General features: G+C 31.2%; 17 protein-coding genes. All 17 read left to right on the forward strand.

Annotated elements, in window-relative coordinates:
• Positions 1-3 precede the first annotated feature (3 nt).
• A complete protein-coding gene (locus Q0H92_RS04595) occupies positions 4-1,458 on the forward strand; it encodes an oligosaccharide flippase family protein (protein ID WP_296012427.1) in 1,455 nt (484 codons plus the stop codon).
• Positions 1,455-1,697: a hypothetical protein gene (locus Q0H92_RS04600; protein WP_296012429.1), complete on the forward strand. Its 243-nt coding sequence runs from the start codon at positions 1,455-1,457 to the stop codon at positions 1,695-1,697. Before Q0H92_RS04595 ends, Q0H92_RS04600 begins: the two co-directional genes overlap by 4 nt.
• Positions 1,691-2,527 (forward strand): acyltransferase family protein, encoded by an 837-nt coding sequence (locus Q0H92_RS04605; protein WP_296012431.1) that lies wholly within the window; start codon positions 1,691-1,693, stop codon positions 2,525-2,527. Before Q0H92_RS04600 ends, Q0H92_RS04605 begins: the two co-directional genes overlap by 7 nt.
• Positions 2,524-3,951 carry a hypothetical protein gene (locus Q0H92_RS04610; protein WP_296012433.1) on the forward strand — a complete coding sequence of 476 codons (1,428 nt, stop codon included), beginning with the start codon at positions 2,524-2,526 and terminating at the stop codon, positions 3,949-3,951. The genes Q0H92_RS04605 and Q0H92_RS04610 overlap by 4 nt, the downstream gene beginning before the upstream one ends.
• Positions 3,944-5,188 (forward strand): CDP-glycerol glycerophosphotransferase family protein, encoded by a 1,245-nt coding sequence (locus Q0H92_RS04615; RefSeq protein ID WP_296012435.1) that lies wholly within the window; start codon positions 3,944-3,946, stop codon positions 5,186-5,188. Before Q0H92_RS04610 ends, Q0H92_RS04615 begins: the two co-directional genes overlap by 8 nt.
• Before the next feature lie 33 nt (positions 5,189-5,221).
• Complete coding sequence (locus tag Q0H92_RS04620; protein ID WP_296012437.1) at positions 5,222-6,403, forward strand: O-antigen polymerase; 1,182 nt, start codon at positions 5,222-5,224, stop codon at positions 6,401-6,403.
• Entirely contained in the window at positions 6,396-7,316 is a 921-nt protein-coding gene (locus Q0H92_RS04625; RefSeq protein ID WP_296012439.1) for a glycosyltransferase, read from the forward strand. Before Q0H92_RS04620 ends, Q0H92_RS04625 begins: the two co-directional genes overlap by 8 nt.
• Positions 7,313-8,125, forward strand: coding sequence for a glycosyltransferase family A protein (locus Q0H92_RS04630; RefSeq protein WP_296012441.1), 813 nt, complete (start codon positions 7,313-7,315; stop codon positions 8,123-8,125). Before Q0H92_RS04625 ends, Q0H92_RS04630 begins: the two co-directional genes overlap by 4 nt.
• 1 nt (position 8,126) lies before the next feature.
• Positions 8,127-8,612: a glycosyltransferase gene (locus tag Q0H92_RS04635; protein WP_296012443.1), complete on the forward strand. Its 486-nt coding sequence runs from the start codon at positions 8,127-8,129 to the stop codon at positions 8,610-8,612.
• Positions 8,587-9,324 carry a glycosyltransferase gene (locus Q0H92_RS04640; protein WP_296012445.1) on the forward strand — a complete coding sequence of 246 codons (738 nt, stop codon included), beginning with the start codon at positions 8,587-8,589 and terminating at the stop codon, positions 9,322-9,324. The genes Q0H92_RS04635 and Q0H92_RS04640 overlap by 26 nt, the downstream gene beginning before the upstream one ends.
• Entirely contained in the window at positions 9,324-9,980 is a 657-nt protein-coding gene (locus Q0H92_RS04645) for a glycosyltransferase (RefSeq protein ID WP_296012447.1), read from the forward strand. The genes Q0H92_RS04640 and Q0H92_RS04645 overlap by 1 nt, the downstream gene beginning before the upstream one ends.
• 697 nt (positions 9,981-10,677) lie before the next feature.
• On the forward strand, positions 10,678-12,081 hold the full coding sequence (locus Q0H92_RS04650; protein ID WP_296012449.1) for an NB-ARC domain-containing protein: 1,404 nt from the start codon (positions 10,678-10,680) through the stop codon (positions 12,079-12,081).
• A gap of 60 nt (positions 12,082-12,141) precedes the next feature.
• Positions 12,142-13,254, forward strand: coding sequence for a hypothetical protein (locus Q0H92_RS04655; RefSeq protein WP_296012451.1), 1,113 nt, complete (start codon positions 12,142-12,144; stop codon positions 13,252-13,254).
• 85 nt (positions 13,255-13,339) lie between these two features.
• Positions 13,340-13,603, forward strand: a complete 264-nt coding sequence (locus Q0H92_RS04660) for a type II toxin-antitoxin system RelB/DinJ family antitoxin (RefSeq protein WP_296012453.1) — start codon at positions 13,340-13,342, stop codon at positions 13,601-13,603.
• Between the two features lies 1 nt (position 13,604).
• The gene (locus Q0H92_RS04665; protein ID WP_296012455.1) at positions 13,605-13,883 is read left to right on the forward strand and encodes a type II toxin-antitoxin system YafQ family toxin; all 279 of its coding nucleotides are present in this window, start codon (positions 13,605-13,607) and stop codon (positions 13,881-13,883) included.
• 178 nt (positions 13,884-14,061) lie between these two features.
• Complete coding sequence (locus tag Q0H92_RS04670) at positions 14,062-14,754, forward strand: hypothetical protein (RefSeq protein WP_296012457.1); 693 nt, start codon at positions 14,062-14,064, stop codon at positions 14,752-14,754.
• Between the two features lie 167 nt (positions 14,755-14,921).
• A complete protein-coding gene (locus Q0H92_RS04675) occupies positions 14,922-16,613 on the forward strand; it encodes a DUF262 domain-containing protein (protein ID WP_296012459.1) in 1,692 nt (563 codons plus the stop codon).
• Positions 16,614-16,733: the final 120 nt, after the last annotated feature.

The raw sequence follows: 16,733 nt of genomic DNA on the forward strand, positions 1-16,733 counted from the left end.
CTTGTGTCAAAATCAATAAAACTGAATGCTTTCTATAAAAGTGTTCTGAGTGTGCTTAATATAATTTTTCCTCTTGTAACTGCTCCTTATGTGGCGCGTGTTCTTTCTGTAGGCGGATTCACAGAATACAACAAGGCTATAAGCATTATCGGTTGGTTTTCACCTTTTGCGGTTTTTGGCGTTTACACTTACGGAATGAGGACTGTAAGCCAGATTAAAAATGACAAAAAGAAAGTTTCCGTGCTTTTTACAAAACTGTTTGCATTTAATATTTTTACATCTGTGCTTGTAACGGCTGTGTATGTGATTATGGTTTTGCTTGTTCCGTCTTTTTTGAAATACAGGAATATTTATCTGATTCTTGCAAGCCAGATATTTTTTGTATGCTTTGCAATCGACTACGTAAACGAGGCGTTTGAAAGCTATGGTTTTATTCTTGTAAAGACCTTTTTGTGCCGTTTTTTATATGTTGTAAGCGTTTTTGTTTTTGTGCGGAAAAGTGATGGCATTTTTGTTTATGTTTTTCTGACAAGTCTTTCTTTGATACTGAACAATATTTTTACATTTTTTTATGCAAAGTCAAAGATAAAGTTTTCAAGAATATGTTTTAAGGATTTGACATCTCTTTTTAAACCATTGTCAGTTGTGTTTTTGCTTGTGAATTCAAGCATGCTTTACACGATTTTTGACCGTTTTATGTTAGTGTGGTTTTCTGATGCTCTGAGTCTTACTTATTACAATGTTTCCCAGACAATTATCCTTGCAGTTGTGAATGTTACGACATCTGTTCTGCTGGTGAGTATTCCGCGTCTTTCGTTTTACTGGGCGGAAGGCAAAAAGGATGAATATTATTCTCTGCTGGAAAAAAGCTCATCTTCTTTTATGGCACTGCATACTCCTTGCTGCATAGGAATGGCGACTCTTTCATTTGAGGTTTTCTATATTTACGCAGGTTCAAAATATCTGTCAGGTTCGATTGCCTTGTGTCTGTTTTCTGTCCGCTATTATTTTAGCGCGTTTGACATGATTCTTGCCAAGCAGGTACTTCTTGCGACTGGCAACGAGAAAATCCTTACGAAAATTTATTACTCCGCAGGCATTTTCAATATCTTGTGCAAAGTTGTGCTAGTTCTGCTCAATAAACTTACTCCGGAGCTTTGCATTATAACAACCGCATCTTCTGACATTCTGGTTGTTTTTCTGCAGATTCTGTTCATAAGAAAACTGGGATTCAAGTTTTCAATATTTTCAAAAAATAATTTCAAATATCTGATGACAAGTATTCTTTTTATTCCTATTGTTCTTTTGATTCAACATTTAATTCCATTTGAAGGAATAAAATATATAACTTTTCGTACAATTTTATCAATAATTGTTTGTACTTTATTATATATGTTAATGATGTTTATTACAAAAGATGACTTTATATATTCTATTTTAAAGAGGTCTCGAAAATGAAAAAAAATTATATTGTAGAATTTTTAAGATTTTTCTTTGCTGTGTTTATCATATTGTATCATTATTATTCATATGTTTTAAAAGGTTCTGTGTCTCCAAAGTTATTTATGCATGCTTATGTAGGTGATGAATTCTTTTTTATGATAAGTGGATTTTTCTTAGCAAATTCAATAATTAAGAAATTAAATGTTTTACCTACGGAAAATTCTACAGTTGTTGCAGGGGGGGGTACTTGTTAACTCGAATTAAAGGTATTGCTCTTCCATACTATATAAGTTGGCTTTTTGCATTTGTTTGTGCACATTTACCATTTGGATTAAAAGATTTTGCTCGAGATTTATCTAATAGTCTTTATGAACTTTTGTTTATTGATATGGCAGGATATAAAGTCGGTTATTATGTTAATGAACCGGCATGGTATGTTTCTGCTTTATTTATGAATATATTGATTTTTGCTCCTCTTGCTGAAAGATTTGGAAAAAAATATTTTGAACGGATCGCTCCGGTTGTTGCTCTGTTTTTATATGGTCTACTTTCATTGAACACTCCTAATCTTTATGCTCCTCACACGGTAATGTATGGTTTTATTTATAAAGGTATGATTCGCTGTGCCGCCGGCGTTAATGCAGGTTTTGCTATTTACGGACTTTTTAAGAATGGAAAATTTTTAGAGTTTATAAGGCAGCACAAAAAAACAAAGATATTCATAGAATTTCTAAGCTTTACAATAATTGTTGCGTATATGATTTTTCCTATATACAAGTTTGAAGCTGCTCGTGATTATGCAGTGGTGATTTTGATTTTTGTATTCCTAACAACTATTTTGTGTTCAACTTCTGTTCTGGAAAAAAAATTGCAAAAATGTCCTGTCGTTTTGTGGCTTGGCCGCTTTAGCGTATACTTGTATTTTTCTCAGTGTATAATTTATACACATAAGGAACTTTTGCACAATTGGAATATTTCTAATTTTATAAAACTACCTATTTGGGTTGTATTGTGTTTTTCTGTTGCTTTTGCTGTGTATGGTTTTGCAAGCTTGTTTAAATTTATTAGGAAATTTGTAAGATGATAGATACTTCTGATGTTATTGATGCACATGACAAAGAACTCATAGAAGATGTCATAAGGTTGTATAAGACTGGCTTTTGTCGAGCTTCTTATCTTATGGCTTGGCTTTGTTGTGTTGAATCATTTAGAACAAAATTTAAAACAATGGCAGAAAAAGGTGATGATAAAACAATTTGGGAGCGAATAAAATTTATAGAAAATTCTCACAAATCTGCGGATTTGGATATTGTTCAAGAAGCTTACAAAGCAGATTTTATTAACGAAGTCGAAAAGCAAAAACTTGAATACTTTTACAAAATACGATGTATTTATGGGCATCCTTATGAACAGTCCCCTAATGCAATAGATTGTGAGCATATTATTCAATCTGTAATAGATATTTCTCTTTCTAAAAAATTACTGCTTGGAAAAACAAGCATTGACTCTATTTTTACAAAATTAAAAGAACAGGAATCTTTTTTAAATAAAGACGAAGAAAAGATAAAAGAATATTTTGAAAATCTTGTAGAACGCATTGAAAAATATCAATATCCATATTTATTGCAGATTTTAACAGATTTTTACGAAACTGTAGAAAAAGAATGTGAAGATAGTTTTTCATATGTCAGGATTAGAATATTTATAGATGTGCTGATTGGAAAAATCGGGATTCAGCAAGTATTGCAGACCATAAAACAACAGGAAGATTTTATTTATAAGACCAAAAATACTGCCCTTATTATTTTTGCTAGAAAAGATGTATTTGAACACCTCGATGACCATATAAAAACAATAGTCTTTAACGAATTAAAGGCAAATAAAGATTCTTTAAAATTAGCAGTGCTAATGAATGAATATGTTTTGTCAGAAAGTCAAGCAGAGGAGATTAAAAATCTTATAAATAATGAGAAACTTGATTTGCAATATTTTGATGCAAAATTTGTTATACATAAATTAACAGAAAAATTGGAATCTTTAGATTTTAACAAGCAGAATCCTGCTATATATACTTTACAATCACCTCATGTTAGGGGAACGCTAAAAGCATGTGAGGAAGAAGATTTAATAATTCTTGGAAGAAATATATTACAGTCTGCAAATCACAAGAATTCTTGTTATTCTGCGTCTGCTTATGATTTACTTTGTAATGCAGAAAAATTGCAGAGTAAATATCCTTCTGAAGTTGTAAAAGGTATTGTTGCAGAATGTTTTACCAATGAAAAGAAAAAAATAATTAGATCAAAAATCAATCAGATAAAGGAAGTAGAAGAAATAGTAAAACTGTATAATCACAAAAAGCAAAAAGCGATAATTGATTATACGGAAAGATTGATAGATTCTTTTACTTTTGGCGAATATTATGATTCTGACTGGTCAAAAATAGACGAAGATTCAATATTCTATCCTCTTGTTACAAAAATAAAGGAGAAATCAAAAAATGAATAAGAAAAATCTTCCTTTGCCGTTGAAAATTTTGCGGCGCGGCTTTATTACGCTTTTCAATATTATTGAGCTACCGTTTTATTATCTTTTTGGACTTCTTCCGCGCAGCAAGAATCTTTGGATTTTCTGCTCCTGGTTCGGGCAGCGGTATTCCGACAACTCGCGTATGTTTTTTGAATATGTGAACAAAAATCATCCTGAAATAAAAACTGTCTGGCTTTCAAAGAACAAGGATGTTGTGAAAAAACTCCGTGCGGAAGGCAGAAACGCTTTTTCATCTTATTCTGCTGCAGGGCTTTTCTGTTCTTTGCGCGCGTCAAAAATATTTTCAACTACAGGTGGCGAGATGAGCCTCTTTTTCTGTAGAAACGCCGAGTATTACGCTTTGTGGCACGGTATGCCGCTCAAGAAAATCCTGAATGACGACACGAACTCCGGCGGAGAATCTGCGAACTCTGAATTTAGAAGAAAAACTGCGCATATCTTGAGAAAAATTTTTCCGTGGAAAATCTTTCTGGAGCAGAAAAAACTCTTTACAGTTGCAAATTCTGAATTCTTTGTGCCGTTCCTGAAAACCGCGTTCAGTCTGCCGGACGAAAAAATCTTGCGCACAGGCTCGCCTCGCTGCGATGCTCTTTTTGCGCATAGAAAAAAACCATTGCTCGAAAAAATCTGCGAGCAGTTTCCCGGAAACAGGATAATTCTTTATATGCCCACGTTCAGGACGGCGGAATGGACTGGCGAGGTTTTCAATCCTTTTGATGAGAAATACAGCTTTAATCTTGACGATTTTTTGGCGGCGCTGGAGCGTCAGAAAAGTGTGCTTGTGTATAAGCCACACTTTTCTGACTTACGCTTTATGCAAACCGTAAGTCAGAAAAGCTCAGCCTCGCGGCTCATCACGGTAAATGATTCTGACTACGACGAGCTTTACAACTTTGTCGGCCAGGTTGACATGCTGATGACCGATTACTCAAGCATTTACTTTGACTTTATCGCGACAAAAAAGCCAGTGGTTCTTCTTCCTTTTGATTACGACTTTTACATCAAATACGCGCGCGGTCATTACTTCAATTACTTTGAGAACTTGGAAGGAGCAAAGGCAAAAAACTGGCAGGAATTCTACAGAATCCTTGAAGAGGAAAAATATTCGCCGGTAAGCGAGGAAACGCGGAAAAAGTTCGCGGAATACTTAGACGGAAAGGGATGTGAAAGGCTGTGGAATTGCATGGAAAAATAAATGGAACTGATTTTTTATTTGTTTTCTTTATTTATGTTATTAATTATCTGGACTCTTTTTAAGGATTATCTTCATCCAGCTTTTATTACAGTTGCTGTATGGTTTGTCATTATATTTTCATATAACTATTTGATAAGAAAAACTGGTATATGGATTTCTTTGTCTGACGGTTTTTATCTTGTAATAATTACATATATTTTATCATTTTGTATTTTTTCTGGATTTTTTTCATCAAGAGAATTTTGCATAAGCGCAGTTGAAAAAGTTTCTTTTGGACTTATGCATAAGTTTTTTTTGTATGCATCTATATTATTTTTATTTATTTCAAATGTTTACTATATAAATCTAATTAGGGATGTTGGGTTCAGTTTATTGAGAGAAGAAACCGAGTTTGGATCTTCTCTTCCAATCTATGTAAAACTTTCTTCATATTTTATGCAGCCTGGAATTATAGTTTTTTTTCTTGGAACTACAAATCCTGTAAATCAAAAGAAATACAGAATTTCACTTTTTGTTCTTGCTGTTATGATTTTAATTTCTTTTTTTACATCAATGAACAAAGGCGGATTTTTTCAGCTTGCTGTTTGCATATTCTATTTCTTAAAAGTAAGCAACAAGCTAAACAAAAAAACTTTTCTTGCTTTGCTGCTAGTATTTTTAGGATTCGTTATTACTTTGCAGTTTCTTAGGTCAGGGAATGAAACATCTAAGTCAAATTTTTTTACAAGATTTTTATATGTTTATTTTTTATCTCCTGCACCGGCTTTTGATGCTGTTGTAACAGGCGGCAAAAATTTACATTCAGAATATTTTGGCTGTTGGACTCTTTCATTTTTTTACAGATTCTTTAATAAACTTGGTGTTTGCAATGTTCTTCCTAGCACACTTCTAAAAAGTGAAAAATGGATTGGAGTTCCGTATGCAACAAATGTCTATACAATGCCTGGATATTTTTATATCGATTTTGGGATTATAGGAATCATTATTTGCGCACTTCTGTACGGAAGCATATTTGGAAAATTGTATTCAGGAATTAAATACAAGAATTCTATTGATAAGAAAATCTTTTACGCCCTTTACCTTTATTGTCTTGTATTTCAGTTTTTTGGAGATTGGTTCTTAGGATTTTTCAGTGTAACTTTGCAAACTTTATTCTGGCTTTTTGTTCTTACAAAAAAATTCAAAAGCTATGCCTTGAGGTACAGATATGATTGATATTCTTTTGGCAACATACAATGGAAAAAAGTATATAGATACTCAAATTTCAAGCATTGTGAATCAAACTTATTCAGACTGGAAGCTTTATATTCACGATGATGGAAGTTCCGATTCAACACTTGAAAAAGTAAAACTATGGACGCTCCGCGATTCCCGGATTGTTTTTATTGAAGATGGAATAGCTTTTCATAATCCCGGTATGCATTTTATGCATCTTTTAAAGTTTTCAAAATCTGAATTGATTTGTTTTTGCGATCAAGATGATTTATGGCTGGAATATAAACTCCAGAGAATGTTTGATTCGTTTGATAGGCAGACAAAAAATCCATGCTTGCTTGTTTCAAATTGTTATTTATGGAATACAGAAAATAAAACTATTTTTCCAAAAATGAATTTTAATCAGGCATATTCTCTTGAAGAATTTTTATTCTTAAATGGTGGTCTTCAAGGATGCGCAATGATGTTTAATGCAACTTTAAGAAATATTGCTCTTTCTAAAAATATTAAAAATCTTTATATGCATGATTATCTGATTTCTTTGGTTGCTTTTACATTCGGAAAAGTTAAGTATTTAGACGAGAATTTGTTTTTATATCGGCAGTATGAAAACAATGTTTCAGTTCATATTGAAATTAACAAAAATCAATACAGAAAGCGAATATTAAAAAATCATAACATTCCTGTTGTTTTTGCTCCGGCATATAAAAATATTATGTCATTTTATCAAGTCTTTAAAAATGATATGGACGAGTCCAAGAAAAATGTTTTTAAGCGGTATTTGGAATTAAAGGATAAAAATTCAATAGCACGTTTTTTTAAAGTATTTTTTTCAAAATTTTCATTAGGAAAAAATGGTCATAAAAAACTAGTTCTAAAAATGATGATTAGAAAATTTTGGAGGGAATCATGAACAATAAAATAGAAGTCTCTGTGGTTATTCCTGTTTACAATGCAGAAACAACTATCTGCGAATGCGTTGATTCTGTTGTGGATGAACTTGTTGCGAACTGTCTGTCTTATGAAGTTATTTTGGTGGATGACGGAAGCACAGACAGCTCTCTTACATTGTGCAGAAAATATTCTGAATCAAATCCATGCGTAAAGGTGATTGCACAGAAAAATTCAGGTCCTTCTGTTGCAAGAAACACAGGAATAAAAAATGCGTGCGGTGAATTCATTGCTTTAAATGATGCCGATGACAAATGGCTTTCTGGAAAAATGAAGGTACAGATAGAAGAACTGCGTAAAAATACTGAAGTTGATTTAGTTTGTGCAAAATACGGCTCCGGTCGGCGGGCTGGAAAAAGAACAGAGATAACATATAAAAAAGAGATTTTTCATAATTTTTTCAGCCCGCAGACAAGTGCCTTCCGCTTGTCGGCTCTTGTCTGCGGCGATGTTAAGTTTTGTGAAAATAAAAAATATTCCGAAGATATGCGGTTTTTGTTGGATTTTATGCAGTACGGAAAATGTGTGTATCTCCCTTTTTTAGCGACAGTTCCTGTTTTTTCTAAATGTGTTTTTGGAGAGGCTGGACTTTCTTCTCATATATGGAAAATGGAAGTTGGAGAACTCAAAAACATCTTGTTTGCAAAAAAGATTCATAAAATAAACATTTTTGTTATGTTGATTGCGCTGCTGTGGTCATTATTAAAATTTTTTAGAAGAGCCGCAATTTCAGTTTTTATAAAAATCCGAAAAATTTTTAGGAGAAAATAAAATGAGTGAAAATACTAAGAAAAAAGTTCTCTTTCTTTCAAACACCGCCAATTTCTCAAAGTTTAATCTGCCTTATATGCGCTGGTTCATGGATCAGGGCTGGCAGGTTGACTATGCTTCGGCAGGCGAGGAGAAGGTTAAGGACTGCGACAACCAGTACACAATAAGCATCGCGCGCTCTCCGTTTTCTTTTAAGAATTTTAAGGCGTACAGGCAGCTTAAAAAGATTTTGGCGGAAAATCATTATGACATTCTGCACTGCCACACACCTATGGGCGGAGTTCTCGGACGGCTTGCGGCTAAAAAACTCTGGAAGCAGCACAAAATCAAGGTGATTTATACTGCGCACGGATTCCATTTTTACAAAGGCGCGCCAATCTTGAACTGGCTTCTGTATTATCCGATGGAAAAATGGCTTTCGCACTGCACGGATGTGATTGTAACAATAAACGAGGAAGACTATGAACGGGCAAAAAAATCATTCTGAGATTTTCAAGATTGACGGCGTTGGAGTGAACCTTTCAAGATTTCACCCTTGCACTTTTGATGAAAAAAATACGTTGAGGGCGGAACTTGGATATTCTGAAAAAGACTTTATCATAACGGTTGTCGCGGAGCTCAACAAAAACAAGAATCAGATTATGCTTGTAAAGTCTGTTCCAGAGCTTGCAAAAATTATTCCGAATCTGAAAATTCTCCTGATTGGAAAAGAGACTCTTCCGATTGTGCGCGAATTTGTCCAGAAAGAAAATCTTGAAGAATACGTGAAATTCTTGGGCTACAGGCGCGATGTCGAAAAGCTCACGATGATGAGCGATGTGGCGTTTTCCGCAAGCCTGCGTGAAGGGCTTCCTGTGAACATAATCGAGGCGATGGCGTGCGGACTTCCTGTTGTTGTGAGCGACAACCGCGGACATCGCTCACTTATAGAAGACAAGGAAACCGGCTTTATCTTCAGCCCGAAATCCGAAAAAGAAATGACAGACGCGATTATCCTTCTATATAAAAATCCTTCGTTGCGAGAGGAAATGGGCAGGCGGAATATTGACGAGGCGAAAAAATATTCAGTTGACATTGCGGTAAAGATGATGGCAGGAATATACAGTGAAGTCATTTCTGAAAATGTCGGGGGGGGGGATAACTGTAGAGTAGTTTTTCAGTTCACTTTGCCTTCATTCACAAATATGGAGGCTGCGTGATGAAAAAACATGCTCAGATTTTCATGCTGGACGGAGTTGGAATAAACCTTGAAAAATTCAAGCCGTTTTCTTCTGAAGAAAAACTCGCGCTCCGCTCAAAATACAAATACGATTCATGCGATTTCATAATCCTTTACATTGCAGAGTTCATTCCGCGAAAAGACCACGAGTTTTTCATAAAAAACATTCCAGAGCTAAAAAAGCAGATTCCGAATTTAAAAATCATAATGCCTGGCCGCGGCGTTCAGCTAAAGGAAATGAAAATTCTTGCCGTGAATCTTGAGGTTGACGACATCATCTGGTTTCCCGGCTACAGAAAAGACATAAATCTGCTGTGCGCGCTTTCCGACCTTTACGTTACGACAAGCAGGCAGGAGGGGCTTCCAGTCAGCGTGATTGAGGCGATGGCGAGCGGGCTTCCGGTTGTGGCAAGCAATATCCGAGGCCAGACTGATGCTGTTTTGCCCGGACGAAACGGAGAACTTTATCAGCTGGACAACAGCGCAGACTTTGTGGAAAAAATCCTGAAACTCTACAAAAATCCCGGGCTTATGGCAGAAATGCGGAAGAATAATATAGAAGATTCTAGAAAATATTCGGTTGACATCGCAGTGAAGAAGATGGCGGAGATTTACGGGGAATGTGTGAAAGAATAAAGATTGAGTTTTTAATTTGGCTATAAATTTTATCTTGAGTTAGAAATAATTATTTGTGTTTTGATTTGGAATATTTTGTTTTAAATTATAAAAATATTTCTATAGAACTAAATGGAAAATTGTATAATGACTATTACACTTGAATAAAAGTATGATAACAGTTCTTTATAATTGTCGTTCAATGGCAGCTCAAAAATCAAATAAAAATGATGTTATTGCTAGAATCATTTTGACTCAGTTAGTAAGAGAATTTTTTAATGACTAAATGATTTGATTCAAAATTTCTCAGACAGGTTTTGTTTTTCCTGTGAACTGGAAGAAAGTTTTTAAGTATAAAGTTTAGTATTATTTTGTAAATTTTCCTTTCTTTTTATTTTTTAATAAGTATATTGTCAATAGGAAGTTCTGTGTATTTTTAACAGATTTTTGAAGGTTTTGTAGATTCAATTTTTATTTTTGATTTTCTGTTGTCCATCGTATATTTAACCTTTAGATTTGAATAACAGTCTTTCTAATTTTTATTTTAAAATTAAAAATTACTAATATAAAAATTTTATTATAGAAATGTTTTACAAAAATAATGAAAATTTTGATGTGTTATAAATATAGGGTATATGAAACTTCAAGATAAAATTCTGTTTTGTGTCGTCAAAAAATTGTGTTATAATTCAGTAGAAAATTATAAATGGAGTTTATTATGGACTATTTTACAAAGAAAATTGATCAGAAAATTGCTTTAGCAAAAAATTTAGAAAATTATTCAGAATTGAAAATTTTATTGCAAGTTAAAATAGAGTATGCACTGCTGTTCATGCTTTCTTTATTAAGAAATAGAAATTTTGGTAGCTTAAAAATAGAAGAACAAGAATATATTAATAGACTATTGGTAAAACCAAGTGTTGGAGATTTAGCCCAAGTTATTACTAAATTAAATATTTCTAATGACAAAAATACAAAAAAAATTGTAAATGCAATATCGAAATATCCTGAGTTGCGAAATGTAAGTATTGGACATGGATTTACATTTGAAGATGGAAATCAAAATTTCATAAAAAAATTTGAGGATTTAAGCTCTGTTATTTATGATGGAGTTATCATGTCTTCTGATTATGATTATATCTTTGTGCTTGATAAAAAGGATAGTTTTTATTTAGGAATTAATTTTTCTTATAATGATGGTATGATTTCATGGAAATGTCCTGTTTCTAATTTTTCTTTTCAAAAAGAATCAACTTATATTCTTGCTTCTGATAATAATTATTTTTTTACTATGCCTTATATTTGGATTAATAATAATGAAGAATTGTACCTTTATTCCAAGATAGTTGATCCTTTATTAGGCAGAATTTTATATAATCAAATTTTTACTACGAGGCAGATAACTAAAGATTGGGATTCTTTGGAAGATATTTCTTTAATTACAGATGATATTGGAAGAAAAATTTGTGTGAATAAGACAATTGTCAATGATTTTAAGAGAAATTATACAAAATATTTTGAGGTTGGAATAAAAGATAAGATAAAAGAATTTTTAGAAAAAGATAAATCTACAGTCTCTTGTACAATATGGGGACATGGTGGAGTCGGAAAAACTGCGGTTATACAATCAATTATTGAAGAATATGAAAATTCTGAAAGAAAAATTTTCGATTATATTGTTTTTTTAAGTGCAAAAGATCGTTTGTATAATTATAAAAATGGAAAAATTGAAGAAATAAGAGAGCGGATAGATTCTTTTTCAGATATAATTTTTAAAATAAATGAAGTAATTGGCAGTGATTTAAATACTATTGATAGTATTGTTTCAATAAATGGGAAAATATTGATTGTGATTGATGATTTGGAAACGTTTAACAAATCCGAAGTCGAAAAAATTCAATGTTTTATAAAAAAACTTGATATAAATAAGCATAAGGTTGTTTTAACTACAAGAACTAATTTAATTATTGGACAAGAGATAAAAACTAACGAGTTGAATATTTCAGAAACACAAGTATTCTTATCTAATATTTTTACACATGATATAAAAGATACATCTATGTTAACATCAATTCAAAAGGATAAGATATTTCTTGAGAGAATTCAAAAATTAACTTCCTGACGACCGATTTTTATTTATCAATTAGCATATATTTTCTTGCAGAGAGGGATATCAAATGCATTGAAATTTGATATAAAAGCCTCTGATACCGCTGTTGATTTTTTGTATGGTAGAATTTATGACTATTTGTCTATTCTTGGAAAAAAGATATTTATTGCAATTGGACAACTTATCCAAACTGATGATAGAACAGGTTCTTTAAATATAATAAAGTATGCTTTGGATATGGAGAAAGATGAAGATTCTTTTTCAGAAGGACTGAATGAATTAATAAAACTGAAAGTAATTGAACTTACGACTGATGGAATATATAGAGTGTATTCTAATGAAATATTGAAGATTATGAAAAAATATTATTCAGAAAGGGGAAATGATTTTCCGACAGAGATTTTTGAAAAACATTTAGAACAGTTAAGAAAATCATCTTCAAATGATGTTGAAAAAATGTTGTTGGAAAATGCAAATAATGCGAGATTTACTCAATCTAAAAAAGATGTGATAAATAATTATGAAAACATTTTGTCAAGAGATTCTGCGCCAATGGAAATAAAATTAGAGGCATTGATTCAATATACGTCATATTTATATAATGAGTTAGCTGATTATGAAGCGACTCTGAAATTGATGAATTCAAATTATTCATTATTTAAAAATCAACCTGAATATATACAATTTTATTCAAGCATTTTATGGGCTTCTAAGTTAAAAGAGCAAGCCATAAAAGTATTGGAAAAGTATGTTGATGGAAAGGAGATAAAATCGAATATAGATATAGAAATTTTTTGTTCATTAGCAATAAAAAAATCAATTTATATAATTGATGTTAGAGAGGAACTCAAAAATTCATATGGGTATGATGGTTCTTTTAAGTTAAAACAACAAAAAAAGAGTTTTTTTGATTATTTAGAGCGCATAGGAAGACCTTTAATTCAATATCTATATATAACAGATATCGAAAATATAGATGATAAATTAAAACAAAATTTATTTACAGCAATTTATCATTCTATAGATGTGTTTTGTAGAGTTTCAAAATTAATTGAAATACTTGGTCATAAAAATATGATTCTTTCTAAATTTAAAAGTAATAAAGAGTATTATAATAAACTGGATTGTAAATTTTTTAATATTGAAAGATATAAAAGAAATGAAAGTTGCGGAAAAAACTTGTGATACAAAACTGCGACTGCTTTGCAATTAACTTTTTTGTGTTGACAACTCAATAAAAATGTCTTAATTTGTAATTAAGAGGTATGTTATGGCAACGCTTCAATTACGCGTAGATGATTCCTTAAAGGCAAAAGCTGACGCTCTTTTTTCATCGTTGGGGCTGGATACTTCAACGGCAGTCCGCATTTTTCTTGCTTCCTCAATAGAAAACAACGGACTTCCTTTTGCTGTAAGGCACAAGGCTAATCCGCTTTCATTGGAAACGGCGATTTCTGACAGCAGAAATCGTACAAATCTGCACGGACCTTTTAAAACTGCCCAAGAGGCGGTTGCGTCTATGCTGGAGGATTGATTTGTACGAAATTGTCTATACAAATCGAATGAAACATGATGCCAAACTGATGAAGAAAAGAGGCAAGAAGTTACAAAAACTTGTTGAAGTTTTGAACATTCTTGCTTCTGGAGATCCGTTGCCGCAAAAATATAAAGACCATCAGCTGACTGGAAGTCTGAATGATTTTCGAGAGTGCCATATAAAACCTGACTGGCTTTTGATGTATCAGATTTTTGAAAATCAGCTTATTCTTTCTTCGACAGCAACAGGTTCTCACTCTGATTTGTTTGGAAAATAGAAAAAATCATTTTGCAGAAACTCGGAAAAGATTTTGATTTTTTTGAATACGAGAAATTTGACTTTGATAAATCCATATTAAAAGAAAGTGAAAAAGAGTAGAATAGGGCTATGTATTTGTAAAAACAAAAAATCATAGTTGCTACTATTTTATTTAGGCGGGGAAATAAATATTGTCATTGGAAAAAGAAATTCTTGATGAAACCAAAAAAGATAAAATTTTAGAGATAACAAAAAGCTCTATAACAACAGCCTGTAGCTTTATTCCTTTTATAGGAACTGGTATAGCGGAAGTAATAAATTATTTCATTCCTGATAACAGATGGGAACGTGTTCTTAATTTTATAAAAGAATTATCAGATTGTGTTGTTAGTCAAAAAAAGCAAATAACGGAGTTGCAGCAATGGCTGGAAAAAATAAAGACAGATAAAAAATCCTCTTTGTTGTTTGAAAATGCAATATTTTATTCAATGCAGACAGAATCGGAAATAAAACATCACTGCTATGCTTTTTATGTTTTTAATGCCATCGAAAATTCCAGCATTTCTGACATTCAAAAAGAGCATGTCCTGCGAACTATATCGCTTTTAAATGAAACGGAAATTCTTCTGCTGATATATTTAGAGCATATTGCTTTTGAAGAGTCTGATTTTCATAAAAAATACGCAGATTACATTGACAGACATTCTGCTTGTGGCGATGAAGATGATAAAATTTTTAACGCAATGCAAGATTCTTACTTAAATAATTTGGTTGTTTATGGAATTGCAGCTGCAAAAAATGATCCTAAAAGAGGACTTTCTAGTTTTTATTTGTTGCCTTTTGGTCATATTGTGTATGATGCAGTTTTTGATGAAGAGTATTTTAAATAGAATTTAAAGTTTAGAAGAATATAAGTATAAGGAATTTTAAAATTCTTTATTTTGATTTGTGATATAATAAAATAGTTTTAATATTAAAGATGAATTTGAATCATGATATCTTTCATTAAAAAAAAAGCATTTTGTGAATGATATAATTTAAATAGGAGTAAAACAAAATGAGTTATTCTGCAGAACAAAAAACAATACGTGATTTGTTTAATTCTCAACTTTATAGAATTCCTAGAAATCAGAGACAATATGTTTGGAATGAAGATAATTGGGAAGACTTGTATCTTGATGTTGAATATGCGACAAATAATAAATTAAATCATTTTATTGGTAGTATAGTTTTATTAAAAGACAAAGAGAAAATAGCTGGATTACCTCAATTTACAGTTATTGATGGACAACAGCGTATTTGTACATTGTCAATATTTTTATCTGCAATAATGTTTTCAATGAAAAAATATTTATTGGAAAATGATTATTTTGGAACAGAAAAATACCTATATGCAACAGATGATAAAAATGAATTACATAATATATTTTCTTCGTCATATCACATTGGTTTGGAAAAAATATTATCAGGATTGAAAGATTTACCTTTTAGTAAAGGTAATCAAATTCTTCCTTTTATAAATACTAATGTAATTGATAAAAAACGAGATAAATGCATTATAGATGCTTTTAATTTTTTCTGTAAAAAAATTGATAATTTTATAGAGATACATGAAAATAATCCAGAATCAATTACTCTCTTAAGAGATTCAATAATTAATATTGAGTATGTAAGAATAGAAGCAACAACAGAAGAAGATTCTTATACAATTTTTGAAATTTTAAATGCTCGTGGACAGAATCTCGCTGATCATGAGTTATTGAAAAATTATGTAATGCGTTATATACAACCAAAAGAAAAGGTTGATTCTGTAAAACAAGATTGGGAATCAATGGAGAAAAATCTTGGGCAAGGAATCAATAAATATTTGCTTCACTATTTAATTCATAAATATAAAATTGATGATAAAGATAGAAGAGATTCATATAAAGCAATTAAGAAGTTTGTAAAAGTTAAAGAAATTGATAAGTTTTATAAAGATTTTATATTAAAAGCTGTATACTATTTAAAAATATATTCTCCAATTTTAAATGATAGTGAAGGAAATGCGATATGTTCAAAACTGGAATTTGATATATTTCAGTTTTTTCGAGCCAAAAAACAAGAACAGTTTAGACCTGTTATTTTGAGTCTAATGCATCAAAAAGATTTAGGAAATTTATCAAATAGTGATTATGAGAAATCCCTTTGTTTTATAAAAAAATTCTTTATTTGTTATACATTAATAGGAAAAGAAAAGTCTAATACAATTACATCTTTGGTGGCTAATTATGCATATAGATTAGAAACAGAATACTCATTAGAAGTATTAAATGAATTTTATGAAAGTTTTAAACAGAGAATTCCTAACAAAGAATGGTTTAAAAAGGTTTTTTCTGCTATTGGGTATTCGAATCATTTTAAATTCTACATGGACAAAAAAGAAATAGAAAAAACAAAACTTGTGTTGGAAATATATGAAAAATATTTAGGAAATAAAAATATTGAAGCGTTTACAATAGAACATATTTTGCCAGATGCTGAATGTGAGGAAAATGCAAATATTGGTAATCTTTTGCCATTAGAATATAAATTGAATGAAAAATGTGGTATTTTACCATTAAAAGATAAGATTAATTTCTATAAACAGTCAGAGTTTAAAAGTGTTAGAAAATTTGTGGAAAGATATGAAAATGAACCAGAAAAATTTTCTATAGAAAAAAGGAGAGAATTTTTGTCAGAGGATTTTTATAAAATGATTTCAGAATAAAAAGCAATTTTTTGAAATAGGAGAAATTATGACTTTTGTACAACTAGAAGATGAATTAAAAAGAATATTTAATAAAGCTATACAAGCTGGAAAAACTGAATTGATTTTTATATCAATAAA

The organism is uncultured Treponema sp., from assembly GCF_934725225.1.
Lineage (GTDB): Bacteria > Spirochaetota > Spirochaetia > Treponematales > Treponemataceae > Treponema_D.

Coding starts and splice junctions, on each gene's coding strand:
- Q0H92_RS04600 (WP_296012429.1), top strand. CDS start 1,455: ATGAAAAAAAATTATATTGTAGAATTTTTAAGATTTTTCTTTGCTGTG.
- Q0H92_RS04610 (WP_296012433.1), top strand. CDS start 2,524: ATGATAGATACTTCTGATGTTATTGATGCACATGACAAAGAACTCATA.
- Q0H92_RS04615 (WP_296012435.1), top strand. CDS start 3,944: ATGAATAAGAAAAATCTTCCTTTGCCGTTGAAAATTTTGCGGCGCGGC.
- Q0H92_RS04620 (WP_296012437.1), top strand. CDS start 5,222: ATGTTATTAATTATCTGGACTCTTTTTAAGGATTATCTTCATCCAGCT.
- Q0H92_RS04625 (WP_296012439.1), top strand. CDS start 6,396: ATGATTGATATTCTTTTGGCAACATACAATGGAAAAAAGTATATAGAT.
- Q0H92_RS04630 (WP_296012441.1), top strand. CDS start 7,313: ATGAACAATAAAATAGAAGTCTCTGTGGTTATTCCTGTTTACAATGCA.
- Q0H92_RS04635 (WP_296012443.1), top strand. CDS start 8,127: ATGAGTGAAAATACTAAGAAAAAAGTTCTCTTTCTTTCAAACACCGCC.
- Q0H92_RS04640 (WP_296012445.1), top strand. CDS start 8,587: ATGAACGGGCAAAAAAATCATTCTGAGATTTTCAAGATTGACGGCGTT.
- Q0H92_RS04645 (WP_296012447.1), top strand. CDS start 9,324: ATGAAAAAACATGCTCAGATTTTCATGCTGGACGGAGTTGGAATAAAC.
- Q0H92_RS04650 (WP_296012449.1), top strand. CDS start 10,678: ATGGACTATTTTACAAAGAAAATTGATCAGAAAATTGCTTTAGCAAAA.
- Q0H92_RS04660 (WP_296012453.1), top strand. CDS start 13,340: ATGGCAACGCTTCAATTACGCGTAGATGATTCCTTAAAGGCAAAAGCT.
- Q0H92_RS04675 (WP_296012459.1), top strand. CDS start 14,922: ATGAGTTATTCTGCAGAACAAAAAACAATACGTGATTTGTTTAATTCT.